The 24530-nt window shown below is 45.2% G+C and carries 16 protein-coding genes; 14 read left to right on the top strand and 2 right to left on the bottom strand.

The features are described from left to right. Nucleotides 1-24: 24 nt before the first annotated feature. Nucleotides 25-597 (bottom strand): sigma-70 family RNA polymerase sigma factor, encoded by a 573-nt coding sequence (locus CLV59_RS08350; RefSeq protein WP_111591548.1) that lies wholly within the window; start codon nt 595-597, stop codon nt 25-27. A 340-nt stretch (nt 598-937) separates the two neighbouring features. Between CLV59_RS08350 and uvrA the strand changes: the two genes are divergently transcribed. The 3 genes from uvrA to CLV59_RS08365 all read left to right on the top strand — a co-directional run bounded on the left by uvrA (nt 938) and on the right by CLV59_RS08365 (nt 4825). Beyond that, nucleotides 938-3754: an excinuclease ABC subunit UvrA gene (gene uvrA / locus CLV59_RS08355; RefSeq protein ID WP_111591549.1), complete on the top strand. Its 2817-nt coding sequence runs from the start codon at nt 938-940 to the stop codon at nt 3752-3754. Nucleotides 3755-3871: 117 nt separating this feature from the next. Further along, nucleotides 3872-4225 (top strand): DUF6717 family protein, encoded by a 354-nt coding sequence (locus tag CLV59_RS08360; protein WP_111591550.1) that lies wholly within the window; start codon nt 3872-3874, stop codon nt 4223-4225. 78 nt (nt 4226-4303) lie between these two features. Continuing rightward, the gene (locus CLV59_RS08365; RefSeq protein ID WP_146616149.1) at nt 4304-4825 is read left to right on the top strand and encodes a hypothetical protein; all 522 of its coding nucleotides are present in this window, start codon (nt 4304-4306) and stop codon (nt 4823-4825) included. A 75-nt stretch (nt 4826-4900) separates the two neighbouring features. Here the strand turns inward: CLV59_RS08365 and CLV59_RS08370 are convergent, their stop codons facing one another. Then, the gene (locus CLV59_RS08370) at nt 4901-5344 is read right to left on the bottom strand and encodes a DUF4293 domain-containing protein (protein WP_111591552.1); all 444 of its coding nucleotides are present in this window, start codon (nt 5342-5344) and stop codon (nt 4901-4903) included. Nucleotides 5345-5490: 146 nt separating this feature from the next. Between CLV59_RS08370 and CLV59_RS29555 the strand changes: the two genes are divergently transcribed. The 11 genes from CLV59_RS29555 (at nt 5491) to CLV59_RS08425 (ending at nt 24527) form a co-directional block, all read left to right on the top strand. Then, nucleotides 5491-7809, top strand: coding sequence for an NADP-dependent malic enzyme (locus tag CLV59_RS29555; RefSeq protein WP_111591553.1), 2319 nt, complete (start codon nt 5491-5493; stop codon nt 7807-7809). 113 nt (nt 7810-7922) lie between these two features. Continuing rightward, nucleotides 7923-8954, top strand: a complete 1032-nt coding sequence (locus tag CLV59_RS08380) for a hypothetical protein (RefSeq protein ID WP_111591554.1) — start codon at nt 7923-7925, stop codon at nt 8952-8954. A gap of 62 nt (nt 8955-9016) precedes the next feature. Then, the gene (locus CLV59_RS08385) at nt 9017-9760 is read left to right on the top strand and encodes an MlaE family ABC transporter permease (RefSeq protein WP_111591555.1); all 744 of its coding nucleotides are present in this window, start codon (nt 9017-9019) and stop codon (nt 9758-9760) included. Between the two features lie 16 nt (nt 9761-9776). Then, nucleotides 9777-10610: an ABC transporter ATP-binding protein gene (locus CLV59_RS08390; protein WP_111591556.1), complete on the top strand. Its 834-nt coding sequence runs from the start codon at nt 9777-9779 to the stop codon at nt 10608-10610. Nucleotides 10611-10742: 132 nt separating this feature from the next. Further along, nucleotides 10743-11630: a succinate--CoA ligase subunit alpha gene (gene sucD / locus CLV59_RS08395; protein ID WP_111591557.1), complete on the top strand. Its 888-nt coding sequence runs from the start codon at nt 10743-10745 to the stop codon at nt 11628-11630. A 153-nt stretch (nt 11631-11783) separates the two neighbouring features. After that, nucleotides 11784-17819 carry an alpha-2-macroglobulin family protein gene (locus CLV59_RS08400; RefSeq protein WP_170137678.1) on the top strand — a complete coding sequence of 2012 codons (6036 nt, stop codon included), beginning with the start codon at nt 11784-11786 and terminating at the stop codon, nt 17817-17819. 237 nt (nt 17820-18056) lie between these two features. Beyond that, entirely contained in the window at nt 18057-19118 is a 1062-nt protein-coding gene (locus CLV59_RS08405) for an NAD(P)/FAD-dependent oxidoreductase (protein ID WP_111591559.1), read from the top strand. A gap of 129 nt (nt 19119-19247) precedes the next feature. Further along, a complete protein-coding gene (gene aspS, locus CLV59_RS08410) occupies nt 19248-21011 on the top strand; it encodes an aspartate--tRNA ligase (protein ID WP_111591560.1) in 1764 nt (587 codons plus the stop codon). A 261-nt stretch (nt 21012-21272) separates the two neighbouring features. Continuing rightward, a complete protein-coding gene (locus CLV59_RS08415) occupies nt 21273-21815 on the top strand; it encodes a glucosaminidase domain-containing protein (protein ID WP_170137679.1) in 543 nt (180 codons plus the stop codon). A gap of 53 nt (nt 21816-21868) precedes the next feature. Continuing rightward, nucleotides 21869-23308 carry an SGNH/GDSL hydrolase family protein gene (locus tag CLV59_RS08420; RefSeq protein WP_111591562.1) on the top strand — a complete coding sequence of 480 codons (1440 nt, stop codon included), beginning with the start codon at nt 21869-21871 and terminating at the stop codon, nt 23306-23308. Next, a complete protein-coding gene (locus CLV59_RS08425) occupies nt 23277-24527 on the top strand; it encodes a GDSL-type esterase/lipase family protein (protein ID WP_111591563.1) in 1251 nt (416 codons plus the stop codon). Before CLV59_RS08420 ends, CLV59_RS08425 begins: the two co-directional genes overlap by 32 nt. The last annotated feature ends 3 nt before the right edge of the window (nt 24528-24530 follow it).

Below are 24530 nucleotides of genomic sequence, written 5' to 3' on the forward strand. Positions count from 1 at the left end.
TGATGGCAAGCAAAAAAAGGGTCGTTAAAGACAAATTTGTTTCTCCGTCATCATTTTGCGGAGATTGATGAGTCCATACCGCATACGACCTAAAGCGGTATTGATACTGACCTGTGTAAGGTCTGCAATTTCTTTGAAGCTCAGTTCTGCATAATGACGCAGGATAATCACTTCCCTTTGTTCTTCAGGAAGCATGTCCAGCATGCGTCTTACGCGATCATGGCTTTGTCTTACGATGATTTTTTCTTCAGCGCAAGCATCACTGAATCCTAATACATCGAAAATGTCTTTATCATCGCCCGTTTTAATCATCGGCGTACGCTTAACTTTTCGGAAGTGGTCTACGCAGAGATTGTGTGCAATACGCATGGCCCAGGGAAGGAATTTTCCTTTCTCGGTATAACGTTCGGCGCGGATAGTATCAATAATCTTGATAAAGGTATCCTGGAAGATGTCTTCAGCCAGGTAGGGATCTTTGACCAGCAAGAGGATAGAAGTATATACTTTATCCTTATGACGGGAAACCAGTTCTTCCAATGCAGAAGAGTGGCCTTTCTTAAAAAGGGTAATCAATTGCTCGTCGCACAACTTGTACATTATTTGCATAAACTTCTACAACTAGACGGGTTAGTAAAATGATTATACGGACTTTACAGCCTCTTGGTTGTTTAAAATGTTAAGTAGAGTTTATGCGATAGTGTGAAGTTTAGGTGAAAATTAGAATTTTGGTAGCCAGACCCACAGAATATATCAAGTCCTATGCAAATATAAAAGAATACTTCAATAAAACAAATAATAAAAAAAACCGCTCAATTCCAGTAAAATAGCAGTCTTCAGCCGTTTCCGAGCTACAGAATCAGCCGTTGGTTTTGCTCACAGGGGATTAGCAAAATGCTAATTACTTTAGTAACATCTTTTCCCTTAAATTTGTTCTGTCATGGGTACAAAAGTAAAAAAACAGGAAACAATTGTTGCTCCTCAGGTAGTTGCCCCTCAGGACAGCATTTTTATAAAAGGCGCCAGGGTACACAATCTCAAGAATGTGAGTGTGTCGATTCCCCGCAGTAAACTGGTGGTTGTAACTGGGGTCTCTGGTTCAGGGAAATCCTCCCTGACAATGGATACGCTCTATGCGGAAGGGCAACGTCGCTACGCGGAAAGCTTAAGCGCTTACGCCAGGCAGTTTCTCATGCGTATGAATAAGCCGGATGTTGACTATATCAAAGGGATTTGTCCGGCCATCGCGATTGAACAGAAAGTAATCACCCGCACGCCCCGCTCCACAGTGGGTTCCATGACAGAAATCTATGACTATCTGCGTCTTCTATTCGGTAGAGTAGGGAAAACTTATTCTCCTATCTCCGGGCAGGAGGTGAAAAAGAATGAAGTCAGTGACGTGGTGGATTATATCACTAAACTGAAAGCAGGTACGAAAGTATTGTTGTTAGTGCCTTTCCGCCGGCATGCAAAAAGAGATGTGGCAGAAGAGCTGAATATCCTCTTGCAGAAAGGCTTCTCTCGTTTGTACGTGCCAGGTGCAGAAGGAAATGGTTTACTCCGCATCGAAGAGCTGCTGGAAGCTAAGAAACCGGCAGTGCCTAAAGATGCATGGGTGTTGATTGATCGTATTGTGGCTAAAGATTTTGATGAGGACGACAAACATCGTATAGCTGATAGCGTGCAAACGGCTTTCTATGAAAGCGAAGGCGATTGCTACCTGGAAACAGATAGTAAGGAGATGAAACATTTCTCCAACCGCTTTGAGCTGGATGAAATGCAGTTTGAAGAACCGGTTCCCAACCTGTTTTCTTTTAATAATCCATATGGCGCATGTCCTACCTGTGAAGGTTTCGGACAAGTGCTGGGGATCGATGCCGATCTGGTAATCCCGGACAAGCGCTTAAGCGTATTTGAAGGCGCCGTTGCTCCATGGAGAGGAGAGAAGATGGGCGAGTATAAAGAAGCGCTCATCAAGGCTTCCCGTAAATCAGGTTTCCCTGTTCATAAACCAATCGCAGACCTCACCGATGAACAATACCAGTTATTGTGGACCGGAAATGAACATTTCTACGGTATCAATGAGTTCTTCAAAATGGTGGAACAAAACCTGTATAAGGTACAATACCGTGTATTACAGGCACGCTACCGCGGACGTACCATCTGTCCTGATTGCGGAGGAGGCAGATTAAGAAAAGAAGCGCTCTACATTAAAGTAGGCGGCAAAAATATTGCACAACTGGTGGATATGCCAGTCGCTGATCTCGGGGTATGGTTTAATGAGTTGAATCTGAGTGAGTTTGATCAGCAAGTAGGGAAACGTATCCTCGTAGAAATTCATCATCGGTTAAAAACATTACTGGACGTAGGTTTGGGGTATCTCACCCTCAATCGCGTAGCGAATACCCTCTCTGGTGGGGAAAGTCAGCGTATTCAACTGACTCGTTCCCTGGGCAGTAACCTGACCAACTCCATGTATATCCTGGATGAACCAAGCATAGGGCTGCATGCCAGGGATACGCACCGACTCATTCAGGTGTTGAAGGAGTTACGTGATCTGGGAAATACAGTGATCGTGGTAGAACACGATGAACAGATGATGGAAGAAGCCGACTATATCATTGATATGGGGCCGCTGGCAAGTCATCTGGGAGGGGAAGTGATTTTCGCAGGCACCTATCCGGAGATACTGGAAGATCCTAAGAGTCTAACTGGCCGCTATCTCAACGGTACCTTAAGTATTGACCCTCCGGCGAAAGTCAGGAAATGGAAGAAAGCCATTACTGTAGAAGGAGCCCGCCAACACAATCTGAAAAATATTACGGTTGATTTTCCGCTGAATATCCTCACCGTGGTGAGTGGTGTGAGCGGTTCTGGTAAAACCACGCTGGTGAAGCAAATTCTGTACCCTGCACTGATGAAGCTGAAAGGAGAATTTGCAGAAAGGGTAGGTAATTTCCGCGGACTGAAAGGCGCCATGGATGATATTACACAGATTGAAATGGTGGATCAGAATCCAATCGGTAAATCTTCCCGTTCCAACCCGGTTACTTATATCAAAGCATACGATGAAATCCGTGATCTGTATTCCAAACAGCCATTGAGTAAGATGAGAGGATTTCAGCCTAAACATTTCTCTTTCAACGTAGATGGAGGTCGTTGTGACGCTTGTAAAGGAGAAGGAGAAGTGGTAGTGGAGATGCAGTTCCTGGCAGATGTGCATCTGACCTGCGAAAGCTGTAACGGCAAGCGCTTTAAAGATGAAGTGCTGGAAGTCACCTATAAAGGCAAAAACATCTACGATGTGCTGGAAATGGGCGTGGATGAAGCTTTAGAATTCTTCAAAGATGAAAAGGATGTATGTAATAAAATCCGTCCATTGAGCGATGTAGGTTTGGGTTATGTGAAACTGGGGCAGAGTAGTGATACCTTGTCTGGCGGCGAGGCGCAACGTGTAAAGCTGGCGTCTTTCCTGGGTAAGGGTAAAGCACAGGGACATATCCTCTTTATTTTTGACGAACCTACCACGGGCCTGCACTTCCATGATATCCAGAAGCTGTTGAATTCCTTTAACGCCCTGATAGAACAGGGGCATAGCGTATTGGTCATTGAGCATAACCTGGATGTGATCAAGAGTGCTGACTGGGTAATTGATCTCGGCCCTGAAGGTGGCGCTGGTGGCGGTAATCTGCTGTATGCGGGTGTGCCGGATGGCTTGAAGAAAGTAAAAGAAAGTTATACAGGACAGTATCTGTAAATCATCTTTCTAAAAATAAATATCAAGGCTGGTCCACTGTGGACCAGCCTTTACTTTGTAAGTAAATGTCTGCTAATGAAGGCATTTATATCTCACTAACCCTTAAACAACCTATGTATGACAGGTAAATATCGTTTTTACAAAACCCCCGAACAGAAATGGTTTATTGATATTCCCGAATGGACCAAGGATATAGAAGAGCTGCAAATGGTACTGGGTGCAGATACAATGCTGGATGTAGCCAGTGGCAATACCAATGAATGTTTTCTGAAACTGAGTGATGCCCCATTTGAAGGTGCAGAGGAAGCCCGGCTGATTGAGAATCTGCAAGGTTCCATTGGAGGAGGTAATTATCTGATGGCCACCTTCAGAGGAGAATCGGTGAATCAGGAAATGTGGCTTTGCGAGGTGACGGAATATGTATTTGGTTATCTGCCATCAAGTATCTATGTGGAAGTGACCAGCGACTGATTGCGAATACTATCCAATTAAAGGTGAATATTTTATTATATCTTACATATTGATTCTGTATAAAAAAACCTATATCCTATGAAATTGTTTTCGTTATTAGTCTGCCTCTTGATCTTCTCCGGCAAAATGGTATCCGCACAGGTGACGGATGTTTTTGATGATAAAATTCCTGGCGTTTGGGTATTGTCTTCTGTAAAATTTGGAGGGCCCGTAGATATCAATAAGGATGGCTTGAAGTCGGATGATGCCATCAAGGAATACGATAGCTGCAGAAAGGATCAGCGTTTTTATTTCGGCGCAAATAAGGATGCCAAAACAATGGCTGGTTCAACAGTTCCGGGTTGTCAATCTGAAATAGAGACGTATACCTGGAAAGTGGTAAAGAAAAAAATCAGGGAAGCGCATTATGAAAATGGCAGACGCATTGTGAATGAAGTGGAAGTGCTGGTATTGGTATTAAGAAGTACGACAGATAACGACGGTGTGCAATACCGGATTGATAATATTACCAGGAAAGAAATGAAGCTGCGGATGGAGTTGAACGATGGAAATGATTCTACTGCTGAAGCCAGGGTTATATTTAAAAAAGTGAAGGAATAGCAGATATCAACCTTACTTAAAACAAGAGGCCGACTCAATAGGATGAGTCGGCCTCTTGTTTTTTATGAAATATGTTTATCTCAGGCGATCCAGGGATTTGATGAGTTTTTCATCTTTGCGTATTCCTTTGGCTGCGAGGAAAAGCAGTACCACCATCACAATGGGGAGGAAGGATGCAGGGAGATACGAAGCGCTCTGAATAGTTTTCCCACTGGAAACCAATGCATTAGCTTCTTTTGATACCAGGTAATATTGGTAGGCAATACCACCCAGGGTGAGCAGGATATCGATGACTGTCAGTCTGAATTGTAATTGGCGTTTCTTATAAAGGAAGATGGACGCAAAGGCGATCAGAATGATGATGATATAAAGCACATACATCAGATAGTTGTTGGTAGCACTGACGAAAATAGGTTGTTCTGCTGCGGACAGTGTGGCTTTCCACAGGTTGCTGCATAGTACCCCTACGCCTGCTCCGGCAGCTAACAGCAGGTAAAGACTCTGGATGCGTTGTATCATGATATTTGCGAATGTTTAACGCCGTAAAAGTAAGGAAATTTAACTGTTATTTGTGAGTAGTGTGAGATAGCCTGCCAGTATTTACTGGCGGTCTTACTGCAATAGTTCGTATATTGCACGCCCAATTACAACAATCTAAACTTGATATGGCAAAGAAACTGAACAAGCAGGATGCATTAGACTATCATGCAAAAGGCAGGCCGGGTAAAATTGAAGTAGTACCTACGAAAAATACAAAATCTCAATGGGATCTCTCCCTCGCATACTCTCCAGGAGTAGCTGAACCATGTAAAGAGATTTTCAACGATGTAGAAAATGTCTATAAATACACCGCAAAAGGTAATCTGGTGGGCGTTATCAGTAATGGTACCGCTGTACTCGGATTGGGTGATATTGGTCCGGAAGCCAGTAAGCCGGTGATGGAAGGTAAAGGTGTGTTATTCAAAATCTTTGCTGACATTGATGTTTTTGATATTGAATTAAATGCGAAAGATCCGGATAGCTTTGTGGCTGCCGTAAAAGCGCTGGAACCTACCTTCGGAGGTATTAATCTGGAGGATATTAAGAGTCCTGAATGCTTTGAGATCGAAGAAAGGCTGCGTAAAGAGCTGAAGATACCAATAATGCACGACGACCAGCATGGTACGGCGATCATTTCAAGTGCTGCATTGCTCAATGGGCTGGAACTCGTAAAAAAGAAAATTGAAAAGGTTAAGATCGTAGTAAACGGTGCTGGCGCCGCTGCTATGGCCTGCGTTCGCCTCTATTTAGCATTGGGCGCGAAGCTGGAAAACTTCATCTTATTTGATAAAGACGGTGTGCTGAACACAGAACGTAAAGATCTGGGTCCGATGCACATGCAGTTTGCTACCAAATCTAAAGTGAAAACCCTGGCAGAAGCCATGAAGGATGCAGATGTATTCCTGGGTCTTTCTGTGGGTAATGTGGTTACGCCTGAGATGATTAAGAGCATGGGTAAAAACCCTATCGTAATGGCAATGGCTAACCCTGATCCGGAAATCGCTTACGATACAGCTGTGGCGGCACGTCCGGATGTAATCATGGCGACAGGTCGCTCTGATTATCCTAACCAGGTGAACAACGTATTGGGCTTCCCTTACATCTTCCGTGGCGCCCTCGACGTAAGAGCTACTGAAATCAACGAGGAAATGAAACTCGCTGCTGTAAGAGCCCTCGCTGAACTGGCGAAATCTCCGGTTCCGGATATCGTGAACCTCGCTTACAATGAGAAGAATATCACTTTCGGTCCTAAATATATCATTCCAAAACCACTGGACCCGCGTTTGCTTAGCACTGTAGCTCCTGCAGTAGCTAAAGCGGCTATGGACAGCGGTGTAGCGCATCATCCAATCACCGACTGGGATGCTTACAGACAGGAATTGAATGGCCGTCTGGGTCTGGATAATCAACTGTTCCGCGTAATCGGTACCAAAGCGCGCCGTGATCCAAGGAAAGTTGTATTCGCGGAAGCGGATAATATCAAGATCCTGAAAGCTGCTCAGGTAGTAAACGATGAAGGTATTGCATACCCAATCCTCCTGGGTAATGAAGCCCGTATCCGTGGCCTCATGCACGAACATTCTATCGAAATTGAAGATGCTGTTATCATCGATCCTAAGAGCGATGAAATGCAGGACAAACGTCATCAGTTTGGTGAGCTGTTCTTCGAAAAACGCAAGCGTAAAGGATTTAACATGTACGAAGCGAAGAAAGTAATGCGTGAGCGTAACTACTTCGGTTGTATGATGGTGGAAACCGGCGAAGCAGATGCACTGATCTCCGGTCTGACCCGTAAATATCCTGATACCATCCGTCCGGCATTGCAGGTAATCGGTATGGAAGAAGGCGTGAACAAAGTGGCTGGTATGTATATCATCCAAACCAAACGTGGTCCTTTGTTCCTGGCAGATACCACTGTTAACTTCAATCCTACTGCGGAAGAACTGGCTGATATTACACTGATGGTGGCAAAAGAAGTACAACACTTCAATATCACTCCTCGCATTGCGATGTTATCTTATTCCAACTTCGGTTCCAGTCCAACCCCTGAGGCACAACTGGTAGCCAAAGCGCGTGAAATCGTTAAACAACGCAATCCTTCTCTGATTGTTGACGGGGAAATCCAGGCGGCAATGGCCTTTAACAAGGAAATTCTGCAGGATAACTATCCGTTTACCGAATTGCTGGAAGGCGAAGTGAATACCCTCATCTTCCCTAACCTCACTGCCGGTAACGTTGCTTATAACCTCCTGCAGGAAGTTGCTGGATTCGATGCAATCGGTCCTGTACTGCTGGGTATGAAGAAACCTGTACACATCCTGCAATTGGGCAGTACTGTACGCCAGATCGTGAACATGGTAAACATCGCGGTGGTGGATGCACAGGAAAAATGTTGCAGAGACAAAAAAGCAGAGGAGAAATCCAAAGGTAAAAAGAAGAAATAAGTCCAGCCGGATTATTAATAAAGCTATCAGCGTGAGGATACGGGTCTCCCCGTCATCTTCGCGCTGATGGCTTTTTTGCTTCATCCTGTCTGCATTTTTGGTATATTTATCACATGCAGCAGATTTCCAAAAAGAAGATTTTCTTTCCGATAAACCAGGCTTTCCGTAATTACCTCAAACTGTATGAACGGGAGATGAAACTGCCTGTGGATTACCAGGAGCTTCGGTATTACGAATCTTCCATTCCGGTGTATGATAAGGAAGGGAAAGATACCCTCTGGGAAACGGTTTTCTATCCGCAAAGCATGATGGCTCCCATTCATGCAGGATTGAAGCGGATATATTCCATTCTTAAAGCCGGTGGGGATCAGACGGCGGAAGAACACCTGCATATTGAACGGATTGATTACTGCACATTCGGCAACAGCCATCCTTTTCGCATTAAGATTGTCAATAATTACAACGAAGTATACGATTATTTCTATATCAAGATAGCTGATGCATCTCGCATCTACGGCCTTGAACTGGAGCATATCCTGTCTCCTTACTGGATGAATTTCCTCATAGATCGGAATACCCTTGTGGAGGAGCATATTGCCGGGGTTCCAGGAGATCAGTTTATCCTGCATTACCTGGACCGTCCTGAGTTTAACCCTAAGCGTATTGCCAAGGAGTTTGTGAAATTCAATGAACGCTGCTTTGTGCGGCTGCTGGGGGATATGCGTAGCTATAACTTTGTATTCGATATTACGCCCGACTTCGACGATGTGCAGTTTCGCATACGCGCTATCGATTTCGATCAGCAATTCTATGAAGGTAAGCGTACGCTGTATATGCCACAATACTTTAAGGAGAACCGGGTATTTGTGGATCTGGCTATCAAGCATCTGAATGCGGAAGTGGTAAAACAATACCAGCAGGAGGAACGCGCCCTCATGGCACGGAGGCTGAAAGTTCAGCGCCATAGGATCAAGGACTTGCGGGATGTAATCATGACAGATCGTGTATCCTTCCCCGAGAAGATTCACCAGTTGGGTGAAGAGCTGGCGCAGTATTACCATGATCCGGTATTTGCCAGATGTAAATCCATGGGCGAAATTGTCGAGCGTAGCCTCAAACGCTTGCTGGTGAGTAGTTTGAAATAGGTTGTTGATTTAATCTGAAATTCGGGTACGATTGAAAAAATCTGTCATATCTTTGGCCGGTTATGGAGTTTAAATTCTTCTATCATTTCGGAAACTATTTACTGATGCTGAAAGGCATGTTTTCCCGTCCGGAGAACATGAAGATGTACTGGAAACAGTTCATGCAGCAATGTGTGGATATTGGCGTAGGGTCGTTTGGGATAGTGTTTATTATTTCGTTGTTCATGGGAGGCGTTACCACCCTGCAAACGGCCTACCAGTTAGTAAGCCCGGTTATACCCAAGAGTACAATTGCCCAGGTAGTACGGGATACCATTATCCTGGAATTCGCCCCAACCCTTACCAGTATTGTATTGGCGGGTGTCGTTGGGTCTAAAATAGCCTCTGAGCTGGGTAATATGAGAGTCTCCGAACAAATTGATGCCCTGGAAATCATGGGTATTAATACCAAAGGTTATCTGATCCTGCCTAAAATCCTGGCTGGCATATTAATGGTTCCAGTACTGGTATGTATTTCCGGGTTTCTGGGCGTATGGGGCGGTAAGGAAGCAGGCGTATTGTCTGGCATTATTTCCGCAGATCAGTTCCTGATGGGTTTGAGACAGGAATTCCGTGCTTATAATGTATTCTTTGCTTTGTCCAAATCATTCTTCTTCGGCTTGATTATTACCAGCGTATCTGCCTATTACGGCTATAACGTAAGAGGAGGCGCGCTGGAAATTGGTAAGGCCAGTACCACCGCAGTAGTGGTGAGCTGCGTACTTATTCTATTTATGGACTATGCCCTGACAGCCATTTTGCTGTAAGTAATTACAATGTATCATGATCGAACTGCAAGACATAAAAAAAGGCTTTGGCGATAAGGAGATATTAAAAGGCGTATCTGCTGTAATGGAATCCGGTAAGGTAAATCTTATCATCGGTTCCAGTGGTAGCGGAAAAACGGTGATGATGAAATGCATGGTAGGCTTGATTGAAGTGGATGCAGGCATCATAAAATATGACGGACAGAACTTTTCGGGGATGGATAACCAACAGCGTAAAGAAATCCGTCAGAAAATCGGTATGCTTTTCCAGGGATCTGCCCTGTTCGACAGTATGACTGTTGAGCAAAATGTGATGTTTCCCCTGGATATGTTTGGTACAGGCAGCTACCGCGACAAGAAAAAGCGGGTGGCAGAATGTCTGGAACGTGTGAACTTGAAAGACGCCGCCAAGAAATTCCCTGCAGAGATCTCCGGAGGGATGAAAAAAAGGGTAGGGATTGCCCGTGCGATCGTACTAAACCCCAAATACCTGTTCTGTGACGAGCCGAACTCCGGTCTTGACCCGCAGACTTCCCTGCTGATAGATCAGCTGATCAAGGAGTTGACGCTGGAATACAATATTACCACTGTGATCAATACCCACGATATGAACACCGTAATGGAAAGCGGGGACCATATCGTTTATATGTATCAAGGTCAGAAACAGTGGGAAGGCACCAATAAGGATATCGTTTTCAGCAATGACCAACTGCTGAATGACTTTATCTTCGCATCTGAATTCCTCCGTGAAGCCAAAGAAATGAGACAAACAGAGCTGTATAGTAGCGGAAAATGGAAGGAGGAGACTAAAAGAGAGGCTCCTGGCAATGGAGGGGAACAGAAAAAATAAGCAGATAAACAATGTTTAGTATCCGGCTTTTATCCTGAAAGGTGCTAAATTGCAGAATTGTTCAAATCAGCTTATTTTTGCCGGACCGCAGAAGTAAACATATTAAAATAATAAACCAATAAAACAAGCGCGATGAGTGTTTTAGTTAATAAGGATAGTAAGGTGATTGTGCAGGGATTTACCGGTACTGAAGGTACTTTCCACGCCACACAGATGATCGATTACGGAACCAATGTAGTAGGTGGTGTTACGCCAGGTAAAGGTGGTACTTCTCACCTGGAGCGCCCGGTATTCAATACCGTAGCGGATGCTGTAAAAGCAACCGGCGCCAACGTATCTATCATTTTTGTGCCGCCAGCATTTGCTGCTGATGCGATCATGGAAGCTGCTGAAGCAGGTGTTGCCCTGGTGGTATGTATCACAGAAGGTATTCCTGTTCAGGATATGGTGAAAGCTAAAAACTTCCTGGTAGGTACTAATACTCGCCTCATCGGACCTAACTGCCCTGGCGTTATCACTGCGGAAGAAGCGAAAGTAGGTATCATGCCTGGCTTCATCTTCAAAAAAGGTAAAATCGGTATCGTTTCTAAATCCGGTACTTTGACATACGAAGCTGCTGACCAGGTTGTTAAAGCTGGTCTGGGTGTTTCTACCGCTATCGGTATCGGTGGAGATCCAATCATCGGTACTCCAACCAAAGAAGCTGTTGAACTCCTGATGAACGATCCGGAAACTGAAGGTATCATCATGATCGGTGAAATCGGCGGTAGCATGGAAGCTGACGCTGCTCGTTGGATCAAAGAATTCGGTACCAAACCAGTTGTAGGTTTCATCGCTGGCCAGACTGCTCCTCCAGGCCGTCGTATGGGTCACGCTGGCGCTATCATCGGTGGTGCTGAAGATACTGCTGCTGCTAAAATGAAAATCATGGAAGAATGTGGTATTCACGTAGTAGAAAGCCCTGCTAACATTGGTAAAACAATGGCAGAAGTACTGAGCAAAAAAGCAGCAATGGCTTAATCCATTCGCTGTCAATTATACTTGGAAAGGTGGAGAGTAACGGGATGTTTCCCTGTGCTTTCCACCTTTTCCCTTTTGTTAACATAAATGTAACCCAATATGCGAGTCCTTGCAGCCTTATGCATTGTATTAACCTTTAGTGTACAAACTCTTATGGCCCAATCCGATTTTAGTAATTCCTGGAAAGAAGTAGACCAACTGGTAGCAAAGGGACTTACTTCCTCCGCTCTGAAAAAAACTGATGAGATCTATCAGCAGGCAAAAACTGCTAAGAATGAACAACAGGTCATCAAAGCCCTGATGTTTCAGCTTCGCTTTGCCAGTAGCCTCAAGGATAGTAGCCTGGACTACGGTATGAGCCGACTGAATAGCGAAATCGCGTCTGCCAGCGGCCCAGCCAAAGCCATTCTCCAAAGCATGAAAGCGGAAGTCCTCTGGACTTACCTACGCCAGAACAGATATATTCTGATTGGCCGCACGGATGTAAAGGAGGATAAAAACCAGGATATCCGCACCTGGTCTCCTGAGAAGCTGAATGCAGCTATTGCGGAGGAATATGCCGCCTCCCTCTCTCAACCGGAAATTATCCAGCAACAGCCAATATCCGCCTGGCCAGCCGTAGTTGATCAGGGTACCAATACCACCAAACTTGTACCCACACTCTATGATCTGCTGGCTAATCGCGTGATCTATTACTACAAATCTGGTGCAAATGACTTCAATAAGCCGGCTAACCAATTTGAACTGGAAGACCCTGCCGCTTTTGCGCCCGCTGCAACCTTTGTTGAACATACCTTCACATCAACAGATGATGCCAGCCTGCAATTCAAAGCCATTCAATTATATCAGCAGCTGATTCGCTTTCATCTGAACGATGCCGATAAAAGCGCCCTCGCTGCTGCGGATGTGGCCCGCCTGCAATATGTAAACCAGATAAGTGTTGCCTCCAATAAAAAGCAACTATATGAGCAGGTACTCCAGCAAATGTATGAGACATACAAAAGCAATGAAATATCCGGAGAAGCCGCGGTAATGCTGGTACAGTCCCGTATTTCAGATATTAACATGTACGACTATACGCAGTCCGCAATTCCCGGAAATAAAGCAAGACTGCAAGCTGCGCTGACACTCTGCGATCAGGTCATCAAAGTATTTCCTAAAAGCACCGGCGCTGCTGATGCCTATAATTTGAAACAATCTATTCTTCAGAAACAACTGGGACTGACGATAGAGAAAGTGAATGTGCCAGGACAAGCACTGCGTATCCTGTCTAAATACCGTAACCTCAGCAAAGTATACCTGAGAATTCTGTCAGTACCAGAAAACCTGACTAAGAATGATGGCGCATTTCAGCCATATCAGAATAATACCAAACAGGTGATCCGTCAGTTGATGACCTCCAATACCGTTCGTACCTGGAGCCAGGAATTACCTGCAGGCGATGACCATATGTCGCACATGGTAGAATTAAAGGTAGACGCGCTACAGTCTGGTCTCTACGTATTGCTCATTAGCGATAATGAACAATTTAGCATGGAAGATGCTGTTACTGCCGGTCATCTTTTTACGGTATCTAACATTGCTTTCATGAGCAGGGACTCCCTGGTATATGCACTGAATCGTACAACAGGAGAGCCGCTGCCGGGTGCAACAGTTGAATTGTGGACTATTCCAAGTGCCCAGACGAAAGTGCCGTCTAAACTGGCTTTCACAGGAAAGACAGATAACAACGGGATGATCAATATCCGCTATAAGGTGAAAGATAATGCGGATAAATGGCTGAAGTGGACCTACAAGCAGGATGTACTGTTGATGCCAAACTATTATAACTATGCATTCCAGATAAGCGATTATTCTTATGATAATGGAAGATCGGTTAAAGCGCCTTCGCCGGATGTCTTTTTCTTTACAGACCGAGGATTATATCGCCCAGGCCAAACCCTTTATTTCAAGGGAATTGCCATGCAGAAAGATAAAGATGTTGCCAGTGGCCATATTCTACCGAACTTCAAAACAGCGGTAGAATTACATGATGCAAACGGAGAGTTAGTGGATTCTTTGGAAGTGGGCGCAAATGATTTCGGTGCGTTTTCCGGTAAGTTCACTATACCAATGGGACGCCTGACAGGTACCTATTCTTTGAAAACTACGAATAATGAAGGACAGTCCTATTTCCAGGTAGAAGAGTACAAACGGCCGAAATTTGAAGTGACCTTCGAAGATGTAAAACAAGTTTATCGTGTAGGCGATACCGTTACTGCAAATGGTAAAGCAATTGCTTTTGCAGGCAATAACATTGATAATGCTACAGTCTCTTACCGCGTAGTGCGCAGAACACATTTCCCTTATCCATGGATCAGAAGCTGGAAGCCATTTAACATCTCTTCACGGGAAATCAGTAATGGTAAGACTACCACCGATGCTAACGGAAAGTTCACCATTCAGTTCCCTGCCATTCCAGACAGATCAGTGGATACCGCTGTAATGCCTTATTTCACCTATGAAGTATCTGTAGACATTACAGATATTAATGGAGAAACCCGTAGCGGCGTACAGTCCATCAATGCAGGATATAAAAGCATTGTAGCCACCGTAGATATTCCAAAATCTACTACAACTGCTGCATTGAATAAAATTAAAGTGGCTACCAATAACCTGAACGGCCATTTCGAACCCGCGTCTCTCCAGCTGAAACTCCTGCCTATACAGCCAGAGAAGCGATTGATGCGAAACCGCTATTGGAATGTGCCAGATCAGTTTGTCTATACGAAAGAAGAATTTGTAAAATTATTCCCGCTGGATGTCTACAAGAATGAAGACGAGCTGGATGCCTGGCCTACGCTGCCTGCAATATATGATCAAAAGATGCAGAGCACACAGGATGGCGTATTACAGCCTGGATTCCCTAAGCTGAAACCTGGTTATTACCGTCTGGAAGTAACTGCTACCCCAGGAGATAGCCAGACCGTTCTGCAGAAAGCTACCTTCCTGGTGGTAGATGAAAATAATCCCTCTATGGATTACCCACAGTATTCCTGGAGTTACACACCGGATAAAGAATATGAAATTGGCCAGACAGCCACTGTGAAATTACAGACCGCAAAAGATGCCTATGTGTTGGAAGAGGCAATGTGGCCTGAAGTAGCCAATGAAGTAACTCCATTCCGTCTGAAAGGCGAAACCAACAGACAATATAAGATCACCCAGAAAGACGCCAGCAATGTACATTACAAGTATTCCTGGGTTAGAGATAATCGATTCTGGAGTGAAGAAGTGGTATTCCGTGTACCTGCTGATGATAAAGAACTGAAAATAGAACTGGCAGCACATCGCAATAAATTGTTGCCTGGCGAGAAAGAGAAATGGTCTGTACATATCTCGGGTAAAAAAGCGGATAAAGTATCTGCCTCTTTACTGGCGGCTATGTACGATGCTTCCCTGGATGCTATCCAGCCATTTAGCTGGGGCCTGCCGAGTTATGCTATTGGTGATTTTGTGAAAGAGAGCCTTGCCATGAGAGACAATAGTGGTATAGATGAAGGCGTATTGTATGGCGACTATAGCCACGATTCTAAATATGTGCAACAGGTTTATCCATCTATCAACTGGTATGGCTGGGATCTGGCATTGGAAGGCAGAAACAGGAGAATATTAATCAGAGGTATGGCGTCGCAGGCAGCTCCTGCTCCAGCAGGCGTTCCTGGTGCAGCTCCGGTGGCAGCTATGAGAAAGGAGGCCCATGGAGAGGGTTATACAAAAGGAGATGTGTCAAATGATATCAGAGTTGAAGCCAATAAGAATAATGTACAATGGGCGGATCAGGCCGCAGGAGCAGCAGGACAAGCTGGAGAAATCGTACCCGTAAAGGCGCGTACTAACTTCAATGAAACTGCTTTCTTCTATCCTGATTTAAGAACAGATAAAGATGGTAATGTGTCTTTCGAATTTACTATGCCGGAAGCGCTGACCAAATGGAAATTCCAAGGCCTGGCGCATACACAGCAGGCGGCATTTGGCTTGAAGACAGAAGAAATCGTTACACAGAAAACCTTAATGGTGCAGCCATTTGCTCCAAGGTTTATGCGGGAAGGGGATAAGATGAACTTCACTGCTAAAATCAGTAACCTGGCTGATTCACAATTGATAGGCCAGGCGAGACTCGAACTCCTCGATGCCAATACCATGCAGCCAGTGGATGGTTGGTTCCAGAATATTTTCCCGGTACAACACTTTACCGCAAAAGCTGGTCAGAGTACACAAGTATCTTTCCCTATCCAGATTCCTAACGGTTATGGCAGTACGTTAATTTATCGTATTACAGCACGGGCAGGTAAGTTTAGTGATGGAGAAGAAAGTGCATTACCTGTACTCACTAACCGTATGCTCGTAACAGAGTCTATGACCATAGCCATGCAAGGCGATGGTCGTAAATCAATGGACTTCAAAAAGCTGGAGGAAAGCGCGTCTTCCCAAACACTGCAGCAACATGCACTGACAGTGGAATACACTTCAAATCCGGCTTGGTATGCAGTGCAGGCGCTGCCTTACCTGATGGAATTCCCGCACGACTGTTCAGAGCAAGTGTTTAACAGATACTATGCAAATACGCTGGCAGCATGGATTGTAAAACAACAACCGGCGATTGCACAGATTTTTGCTAAATGGAAGACAACTGATACCAGTGCCCTGATGAGTAATCTTGAAAAAAATGAAGATCTCAAATCAGTGCTGTTACAGCAAACGCCATGGGTGCTCGACGCTAAAAATGAAAACGAACAGCGTCATCGCATAGCTACTTTGTTTGATGCCGCTGCCGTGGCTACTGGCGCAGATAAGGCCATGCAGCAACTGGCCGGAAAGCAAAATGAAAATGGCGCATTCCCATGGTTCACAGGTATGTGGGATGACAGATACATCACACAATACATTGTTGCAGGTATTGGTCGTTTGAATCAATTGGTACATAGCAAGAATAACCAGGCGAATACCATTGCTGATAAAGCCATTGATTATTTGGATGGTCGCGTGTTGGATGAATATCAACGCAGTCAGAAGAAAAACATGAAATTAGGTATCAACGGGCTGGATATACAATACATGTATGCAAGAAGCTTCTTTGATAAGCCTAAGTCTGCCGCATTGAATGGCGTTTGGAATTACTACCTGGGCCTGGCGAAGAAAAACTGGACTACCTTTAGCTTATATGAAAAGGCGATGACAGCATTACTGTTTAATCGTTTAAATGATAAGGTAACGGCTACGGCTATACTGAAATCGCTGAAGGAAAATGCGATCGTGTCTCCTGAAATGGGCATGTATTGGAAAAACAATACTGGTGGCTATTACTGGAATCAGGCGGTAGTGGAAACGCAAGCGCTTTTGATTGAAGTATTTTCCACTGTTGGTAATGATAAGAAAGCTGTTGGGCAGATGAAAACCTGGCTGCTGAAGAACAAGCAAACAAATAACTGGAGTACTACTAAAGCTACTGCCGACGGCTGTTATGCCATGTTGATTGGTGGTGATAACTGGTTGGCTGCAAATCCGGATGTGATGATTGATCTGGGGGCAACGGAAATTCGCTCTACAGAAGAGAAAACAGAAGCAGGTACTGGCTATCTCCGCAAGCAATACGATGCCAAAACAGTGAAACCTGAAATGGGTAAAATTGCAGTGGAGGTTAAAGGTAGTAAAGGGCAACCTTCCTGGGGAGCTGTGTACTGGCAGTACTTTGAGCAGTTGGATAAAATTACCGCTGCACAAACGCCATTGTCCATAGAGAAACAGTTATTTAAAGAAGAGAACTCAGATAAGGGTCCCGTATTAACACAACTGAGTGATGGTAATCAACTGAAAGTAGGAGATAAGTTGAAAGTACGTATTGTGCTGCGTTCCGACAGAGATATGGAATATATCCATCTGAAAGATATGCGTGCCGCGGCTTTCGAGCCAGTGAATGCTCTCAGTACTGCGAAATGGCAAGGTGGTCTTAGCTATTATGAAAGTACAAAAGATGCCAGCACTGATTTCTTCTTTAGTAGTCTTCCTAAAGGAACGTGGGTATTTGAATATCCGTTATTCGTAACGCATGAAGGTACCTTCTCTAATGGCGTAGCTACTGCGCAATGTATGTATGCGCCTGAGTTCAGCGCACATAGCGAAGGTATTACTGTGAAAGTCGCGGAATAGTATTTTTTCTCGCAAAGAACGCAAAGAAGCAAAGAACGCAAAGGGGCAAAGGAAGTATATTCCTTTGCCCCTTTTGCTTTTCAGCATACTATATCAAATAAATCTGCAAAACTTTTCCTCTGCGTCCTTTGCTTCTTTGCGTCCTTTGCGAGCTATATCAAATAAATCTGCAAAACTTTTCCTCTGCGTCCTTTGCCTCTTTGCGTCCTTTGCGAGAAACAATACCTTCGCACAGACATGAAAAAAGTAGATTGCATAATTGTTGGGCAAGGCATTGCCGGTACTATGTTGAGCTGGTTCCTGATGCAGGAAGGATTCCGTGTGTTGGTAATCGATGATGGGAAAAAGAATAGTGCATCGAGAGTAGCGGCGGGTATCATTAATCCTGTATCTGGAAGAAGGTTTGAGCCCGCATGGATGTATGACGAGATCTACCCGTTTGCCAAATCGACATATGCCGAATTGTCTGCTTTACTGAATGTTAATATATTAACCGAACGAAATTTGTGGACGGTATTTCCCTCTGAACAATTGAGGGATGCTTTCAATGCTAAGGCTGGCAAGGGAAGTAACGAAAAATACACCACAATTCCCCAGGACCTACAATATGGGGAATATCTGCAACAAACACTAGGGGCTGCTATCATTAAAGGCGCGACAGTTAATTTAAAAGAATTCTTACCCGCTTACCGCCAATATCTTACAAATAAGGAGGCCTTACTGCCAGTGCATTTCGAATTGTCTGCTTTAGAGGTCATTAGTGATGACGAGGTGAAGTATGGCGATTATACTGCCAATCAGATCATTTTCTGTGACGGTGTGGCTGGGGCTGCTAACCCTTATTTCCAGGCGATTAAATTCCTGCCGAATAAAGGGGAGGTGTTGATGATTCGGATACCTGGTCTGGAAACTTCGGATATTATTAAAAAAAGCATTACGTTAGTACCTCAACCGGAGGGACTCTTCTGGGCGGGGTCTTCTTTTGCCTGGAAATATCCGGATGAGTTGCCTACGTCTGAACAGCGGGTTCATCTGGAAGAGAAAATCCAGCAGTTGTTGAAGGTGCCTTATGAAGTGACGGACCATTTGGCGGCAGTGCGCCCTTCCGGCGATGATCGCCGGCCTATAGCAGGCTTTCATCCCGAATATCCGGCTATCGGTATATTTAATGGACTCGGCACAAAAGGGTGTTCGCTGGCGCCATTGATGGCAGCACATTTTGCCAGGGTCATCAAAAAGAAAGAGCCATTAATGGCGGAGATCGCTGTAAACAGATATTTTAACAAGCCCCGGCGCTAAAATGCAGCGATCAAAACGTATCTTTGCTCCCCCTCGCGGGCATGGCGGAAGCGTTGGATGAAGCACCTGACAACAGTGAACTGCTTCCGCGGGTTCAACCATATAACTCATTAAATCAATTATTTACGCATGTACAGGACGCACACTTGCGGAGAACTCAGAATGGAACATGTTGGTCAGCAGGTTACGCTGGCCGGCTGGGTACAAGTAATCAGAAAAATCAGCGCTAATCTCAGCTTCGTGGATCTGCGCGATCGTTACGGCCTCACTCAGCTCGTTATCGGAGATCAGCTCCTGACAAAATTCAGCGAACAACCGCTGGGACGTGAATTCGTTATACAAGTAAAAGGAGTTGTCAGAGAACGCTCCAATAAGAACCCGGAAATGGCTACCGGAGACATTGAGATCGTTCTGGATGATTATACCATCCTGAATGGCTCTAAAGTGCCTCCTATTTCCATTATGGATAATTCCAACGACAGTGACGAGCTGCGTATGAAATACCGCTACCTCGACCTGCGTAGAAATGCAATCAAACAGAACCTGGAACTGCGCTACCGCGTAGGCCGTGAAGCGCGTAACTACCTTCATACCCAGGGCTTTATGGATATCGAAACACCTTTCCTGATTAAATCTACTCCGGAAGGTGCGCGCGACTTCGTGGTACCTAGTCGTATGAACCCTAACGAGTTCTACGCTCTGCCACAATCGCCTCAAACATTCAAACAACTGCTGATGGTTAGCGGATACGACCGTTACTATCAGATCGTGAAATGTTTCCGCGATGAGGACCTTCGTGCAGACCGTCAGCCGGAGTTCACACAGATCGACTGTGAGATGAGCTTCGTGGAGCAGGAAGATATCCTGAATACCTTCGAAAGTATGATGAAGCATATCTTCAGGGAAATCAAAGGAATAGATATGAAAGATCCATTCCCGCGTATGACTTTCGACGATGCTATGGAATACTACGGTAACGATAAACCGGATATCCGTTTCGAAATGAAACTGGTAACCATGAACGAAACCGTTAAGAATAAAGGATTTAAAGTATTTGATGACGCTGAACTGGTAGTGGCCATCAATGCCAAAGGTTGTTCGGAATATACCCGTAAGCAGCTCGATGAGCTGACAGATTGGGTAAAACGCCCTCAAATTGGCATGACCGGACTCATCTATGTGAAGCACAACACCGATGGTTCCCTGAAATCTTCAGTAGATAAGTTCTTCAATGAAGAGCAACTGAAAGAGTGGGCTGCCAAAACTGGTTCTCAGCCAGGCGATCTGATCCTGGTGCTGGCCGGTAGAGAAGAGCGTACCCGTAAAGCAATGAGCGAACTCCGCCTGGAAATGGGCGAACGTCTCGGTCTGCGCGATAAGAACGTATATGCGCCACTCTGGGTGATCGATTTCCCGCTGTTTGAGTATGCAGAAGCAGAAAACCGCTGGGTTGCCCGTCACCATCCGTTCACCTCTCCTAAACCAGAGCAGATTCACCTGATGGATGATCTGTCGCAGTACGGCAATATCAAAGCGAACGCTTACGATATCGTACTGAACGGTACGGAAGTTGGCGGTGGCTCCATCCGTATCTTCCAGCGTGATCTGCAGGAGAAAATGTTTGCAGCACTGGGTATGTCGGAGGAAGAGGCCGCTCATAAATTCGGCTTCCTGCTGGGTGCGTTTGAGTATGGTGCACCGCCTCATGGAGGTATCGCCTTCGGCTTCGACCGCCTGTGTTCGCTTCTCGGTGGCAGCGAAAGTATCCGCGATTTCATCGCCTTCCCGAAAAATAATTCTGGTCGCGATGTGATGCTGGATGCGCCTTCTGCTATTGATGATTACCAATTAGATGAGTTATACATCAGCTTGGTTAAACAGGAACCGGCATAGTATTTGCACCTATCCGGACTTTCAAAATAGACACGTCCCCTTTGATATGGCTAAGGCTGCATCAAAGGGGATTGGCATAATTATAGGGAACAATATTTTTTAACAAGAATTTAACTGAAGAGTAGCGAGAAGAGGAAAGACGTATTATTTAATTTTTTAAAGTAATATTGCGATGTTTGACATCGTTGATATGTGAGGTAAGAAATGATGCTGAAAACAAACAAGAAATCTTCACCTGTAACAACCACAAAAACTAAGCTTATGGGTACTTTTACATCTACCACGAGCAAAGTAGCAACTTGGATCTGTGCGGTGTTTTTATTGCTAATGCTCAGCAATGTTGGGTTTGCGCAACAATCAACAAGCGATTATTTGAAGAAATTTAAACCTGTTTCGGTGGAGTTGATGCAGGAAACAGGGATTCCGGCAAGTGTGATTTTAGGAATTGCTATGTTGGAATCTGGTACTGGAACCAGTAAAAATGCTAAATTGCTGCACAATCATTTTGGTATTGTCGGCAAGAACAATCTGTCACAGACTAACCCCGGGCATAAATCCCGATACAAGCAGTATTTGTCAGATGTGGCTTCCTACGAACACTTTGCGCAGGTGCTTTCCAGAAAAAAATGGTTTGCTTCCATGCAAGGTAACATGGAGTTTAGTGTATGGTTACATAAAATGAACCATAGCGGCTATTCTTCCGCAGGCCAGGAATGGATTAGAAGGGTGACAAATATTATTAACCGTTACAAACTTTACAAGCTGGATGCAGCCGTGGGCAACATCGCAAGCGGATCTTTATAAGAAACTATGCCACTTGCTGCCAGGATGCAGTCGGTAATTCGATATAACCGTCCATGAATAAGATGCCTGGCAAGAATAAGGCAGCCTACCCATTCCTGATTATAGCAGGATCTCTGGCTTGCCTAGTGGCTTTATCACAGCTGAATATCAGCTTCTCTTTTAAAGATTTTCAATTCAGAAAACTGGATATGTTGTCCGATTTGCGGACCTCATCTCCCGAAGATCATACTAACAGGCCTGCCCTTGCCGGTAAAACCGGTGATGGCAGGCCTTCTGCTGCCGACTCCACTGTAACCGTGAAGGACAGTACCGGCGCAGTAACCGTATTGCCTAATCCCGATGCGCACCATGATTTCATGTCGTATACCGGTATTATGCAGTATGCCAGCGCCCAATATGGAGAAGACGCCGCAGGTATGAATGCCTTCTTCCACGCCCTCGCTGAATTGAAAGCGGGCAAAAGGAAGAAAGTACGCATCGCCTATTTCGGAGACTCCATGATTGAAGGAGACCTGATCACCGGCGATCTGCGCGATAGTCTACAACAATTCTTCGGTGGCCAGGGGGTGGGATTTGTTCCCATTACCTCTGTAGTAGCCTCCTTCAGAACTACTATTACGCATACCTTCTCCAAAGACTGGAAAGACTATAACTATAAGAACTCGCCTCCATCCAGCATAGGTCTCGGCCTTTCCGGACATACTTTTATCCCGGGATCTGCCAGCTGGGCAAGATTTGCACCAGTGAAAAAACCCAGACTGGATAAGTTTGACGAAATCTCCATTCTCTTCGGACCTACCGTTGGTACAGGAGTTACCGTTAACGATAAAGGCTATACGCTTTCCGGCAATGAAGAGGTAAACCGTATGGACCTCCGTCAGGATACCGGCCAGCAAACAGTAACCATCAAATATGCCAATGGTACTGCCAGTCCTTTCTATGGCGTATGCTTCGAAACAGACAACGGCGTATATGTGGATAACTACTCTTTCAGAGGTATCAGCGGAGTGGAATTAGGACACCTCTCTGCGGATATGGTACGCCGGATGCAGCAGGAACGCCACTACGACCTGGTTGTATTGCATTATGGCGCCAACGTTTTATGGCGTCCGGAACTGACCGACTATAGCTGGTATCAGCGCCCAATGAAAAAGGTAATGGATTCTCTCCGTAATGATTTTCCTGCTACCTCTTTCCTGATTATCGGAACTGCAGATAAATCCTATAAAAAAGGAGATCACTACGTAACCGCACCTGGTGTGGAAGCGCTGTTATCTGTACAACATGATCTGGCTGCTGAACATGGAACTGCCTACTGGAACCTCTATGCGGCAATGGGTGGGGAAGGATCTATGGTGAAATGGGTGGAAAGTGATACCCCAAGTGCAAACAAAGACTATACACACTTTAACAGATTAGGCGCATCGAAGGTTGCTTCCATGCTCTATAAAGCTATTATGGATGAATATAGGCAGAAAAATAATATCCAGTAGTATCGCCGTCCTGATGCTAATGGCCGGTAACTCCGCCATGGCACAAGGTTTTAGCGGAGATAATGCTATTGCCCAAGACACTGCGTTGTACCGTTTTTTCAATGCGCTAACGCATGCGGATACCAGCGTGGTATCTGTATTCCACCTGGGCGATTCCCATGTGCAGGCCGGATATTTCCCGCAAACAAATGGCGCATTATTACAAGGACAATTCGGTAATGCCGGCAGAGGCTTCGTGTTCCCCTATAACCTGGCCGGAACCAATGGCCCGGAAGATTATCGTTGGTCTAGTCCGGTGAAATGGAGTATGGAAAGAGTGATAGACCGGTACAAATCTCCCGTACTCGGCCCTGGCGCTATTGTAATCAGCACCAATAACATGCCGCCGGCACTCAGCTTCCTTGGTAAACAAGACAGCTTCCAGGAGAATTCATTCAATGAGGCGGAACTCTTCTATGATCCGGGTAATGATTCTACAACAGTAGTAGCCGGAACTGCGGATGTAATTATCACACCAATGCCTTTCACGGGTTCACCTACCATGACAAAGGCCACGCTGAGCTTCAGAGATCAACAACAGATCTTCTCTGCAAGGTTTGAAAATACTGCCAGAACACCTTTCCGCTTTTACGGGGCTTTCCTCCGCAATGGCAATCCTGGCGTGATATACAGCAGCGTTGGTATCAATGGCGCCATGTACCAGCATTATAATGATAATAGTAATATTTTGCTGGCAGACATGGCTGTGATGAAGCCACAACTGGTCATCATTTCCCTCGGTACCAATGAGGCTTACGGGAAGTTCGACGCCTTCGCCTTCAGAAATGAAATAGATAAAACCGTATCGCTGATCAGGCAACTAAACCCGGCAGTTTGTATTCTGCTGACAACTCCGCCTGATTGTATGCGCGTGATCTACACACATTCCCGCAAAAAGATCCGGGGTAAATGGAGAAAAATTACCAAAACCTCCATCACTCCTAATCCATATATCGCAATGGCTACCCAGCAAATTGAAGGCTATGCCCGTGAACACGGTGTCGCCTGCTGGAACTTCAATGCAGTCAACAAACTGCAACGTGCCAGATTCAATGGCCTCTGGGCGCCTGATCACGTACATTTCAGCGTGAAAGGATATCAGCTCCAGGGACAGCTGCTGAACGAAGCATTGCAAGGAGCCTACAGAAAATACATGGCAGCAACCAAGAAAACTTACTAGCAT

It is taken from the genome of Chitinophaga dinghuensis (genome assembly GCF_003259435.1).
Lineage (GTDB): Bacteria > Bacteroidota > Bacteroidia > Chitinophagales > Chitinophagaceae > Chitinophaga > Chitinophaga dinghuensis.

What these genes read in the sequence shown, in the direction of transcription:
- CLV59_RS08425 (WP_111591563.1), top strand. Translation starts at nt 23,277, where the DNA reads ATGAATATAGGCAGAAAAATAATATCCAGTAGTATCGCCGTCCTGATG.
- CLV59_RS08360 (WP_111591550.1), top strand. Translation starts at nt 3,872, where the DNA reads ATGACAGGTAAATATCGTTTTTACAAAACCCCCGAACAGAAATGGTTT.
- aspS (WP_111591560.1), top strand. Translation starts at nt 19,248, where the DNA reads ATGTACAGGACGCACACTTGCGGAGAACTCAGAATGGAACATGTTGGT.
- CLV59_RS08350 (WP_111591548.1), bottom strand. Translation starts at nt 597, where the DNA reads ATGTACAAGTTGTGCGACGAGCAATTGATTACCCTTTTTAAGAAAGGC.
- CLV59_RS08365 (WP_146616149.1), top strand. Translation starts at nt 4,304, where the DNA reads ATGAAATTGTTTTCGTTATTAGTCTGCCTCTTGATCTTCTCCGGCAAA.
- CLV59_RS08420 (WP_111591562.1), top strand. Translation starts at nt 21,869, where the DNA reads ATGAATAAGATGCCTGGCAAGAATAAGGCAGCCTACCCATTCCTGATT.
- CLV59_RS08405 (WP_111591559.1), top strand. Translation starts at nt 18,057, where the DNA reads ATGAAAAAAGTAGATTGCATAATTGTTGGGCAAGGCATTGCCGGTACT.
- CLV59_RS08370 (WP_111591552.1), bottom strand. Translation starts at nt 5,344, where the DNA reads ATGATACAACGCATCCAGAGTCTTTACCTGCTGTTAGCTGCCGGAGCA.
- CLV59_RS08385 (WP_111591555.1), top strand. Translation starts at nt 9,017, where the DNA reads ATGGAGTTTAAATTCTTCTATCATTTCGGAAACTATTTACTGATGCTG.
- CLV59_RS08415 (WP_170137679.1), top strand. Translation starts at nt 21,273, where the DNA reads ATGGGTACTTTTACATCTACCACGAGCAAAGTAGCAACTTGGATCTGT.
- CLV59_RS08400 (WP_170137678.1), top strand. Translation starts at nt 11,784, where the DNA reads ATGGCCCAATCCGATTTTAGTAATTCCTGGAAAGAAGTAGACCAACTG.
- uvrA (WP_111591549.1), top strand. Translation starts at nt 938, where the DNA reads ATGGGTACAAAAGTAAAAAAACAGGAAACAATTGTTGCTCCTCAGGTA.
- sucD (WP_111591557.1), top strand. Translation starts at nt 10,743, where the DNA reads ATGAGTGTTTTAGTTAATAAGGATAGTAAGGTGATTGTGCAGGGATTT.
- CLV59_RS08390 (WP_111591556.1), top strand. Translation starts at nt 9,777, where the DNA reads ATGATCGAACTGCAAGACATAAAAAAAGGCTTTGGCGATAAGGAGATA.
- CLV59_RS08380 (WP_111591554.1), top strand. Translation starts at nt 7,923, where the DNA reads ATGCAGCAGATTTCCAAAAAGAAGATTTTCTTTCCGATAAACCAGGCT.
- CLV59_RS29555 (WP_111591553.1), top strand. Translation starts at nt 5,491, where the DNA reads ATGGCAAAGAAACTGAACAAGCAGGATGCATTAGACTATCATGCAAAA.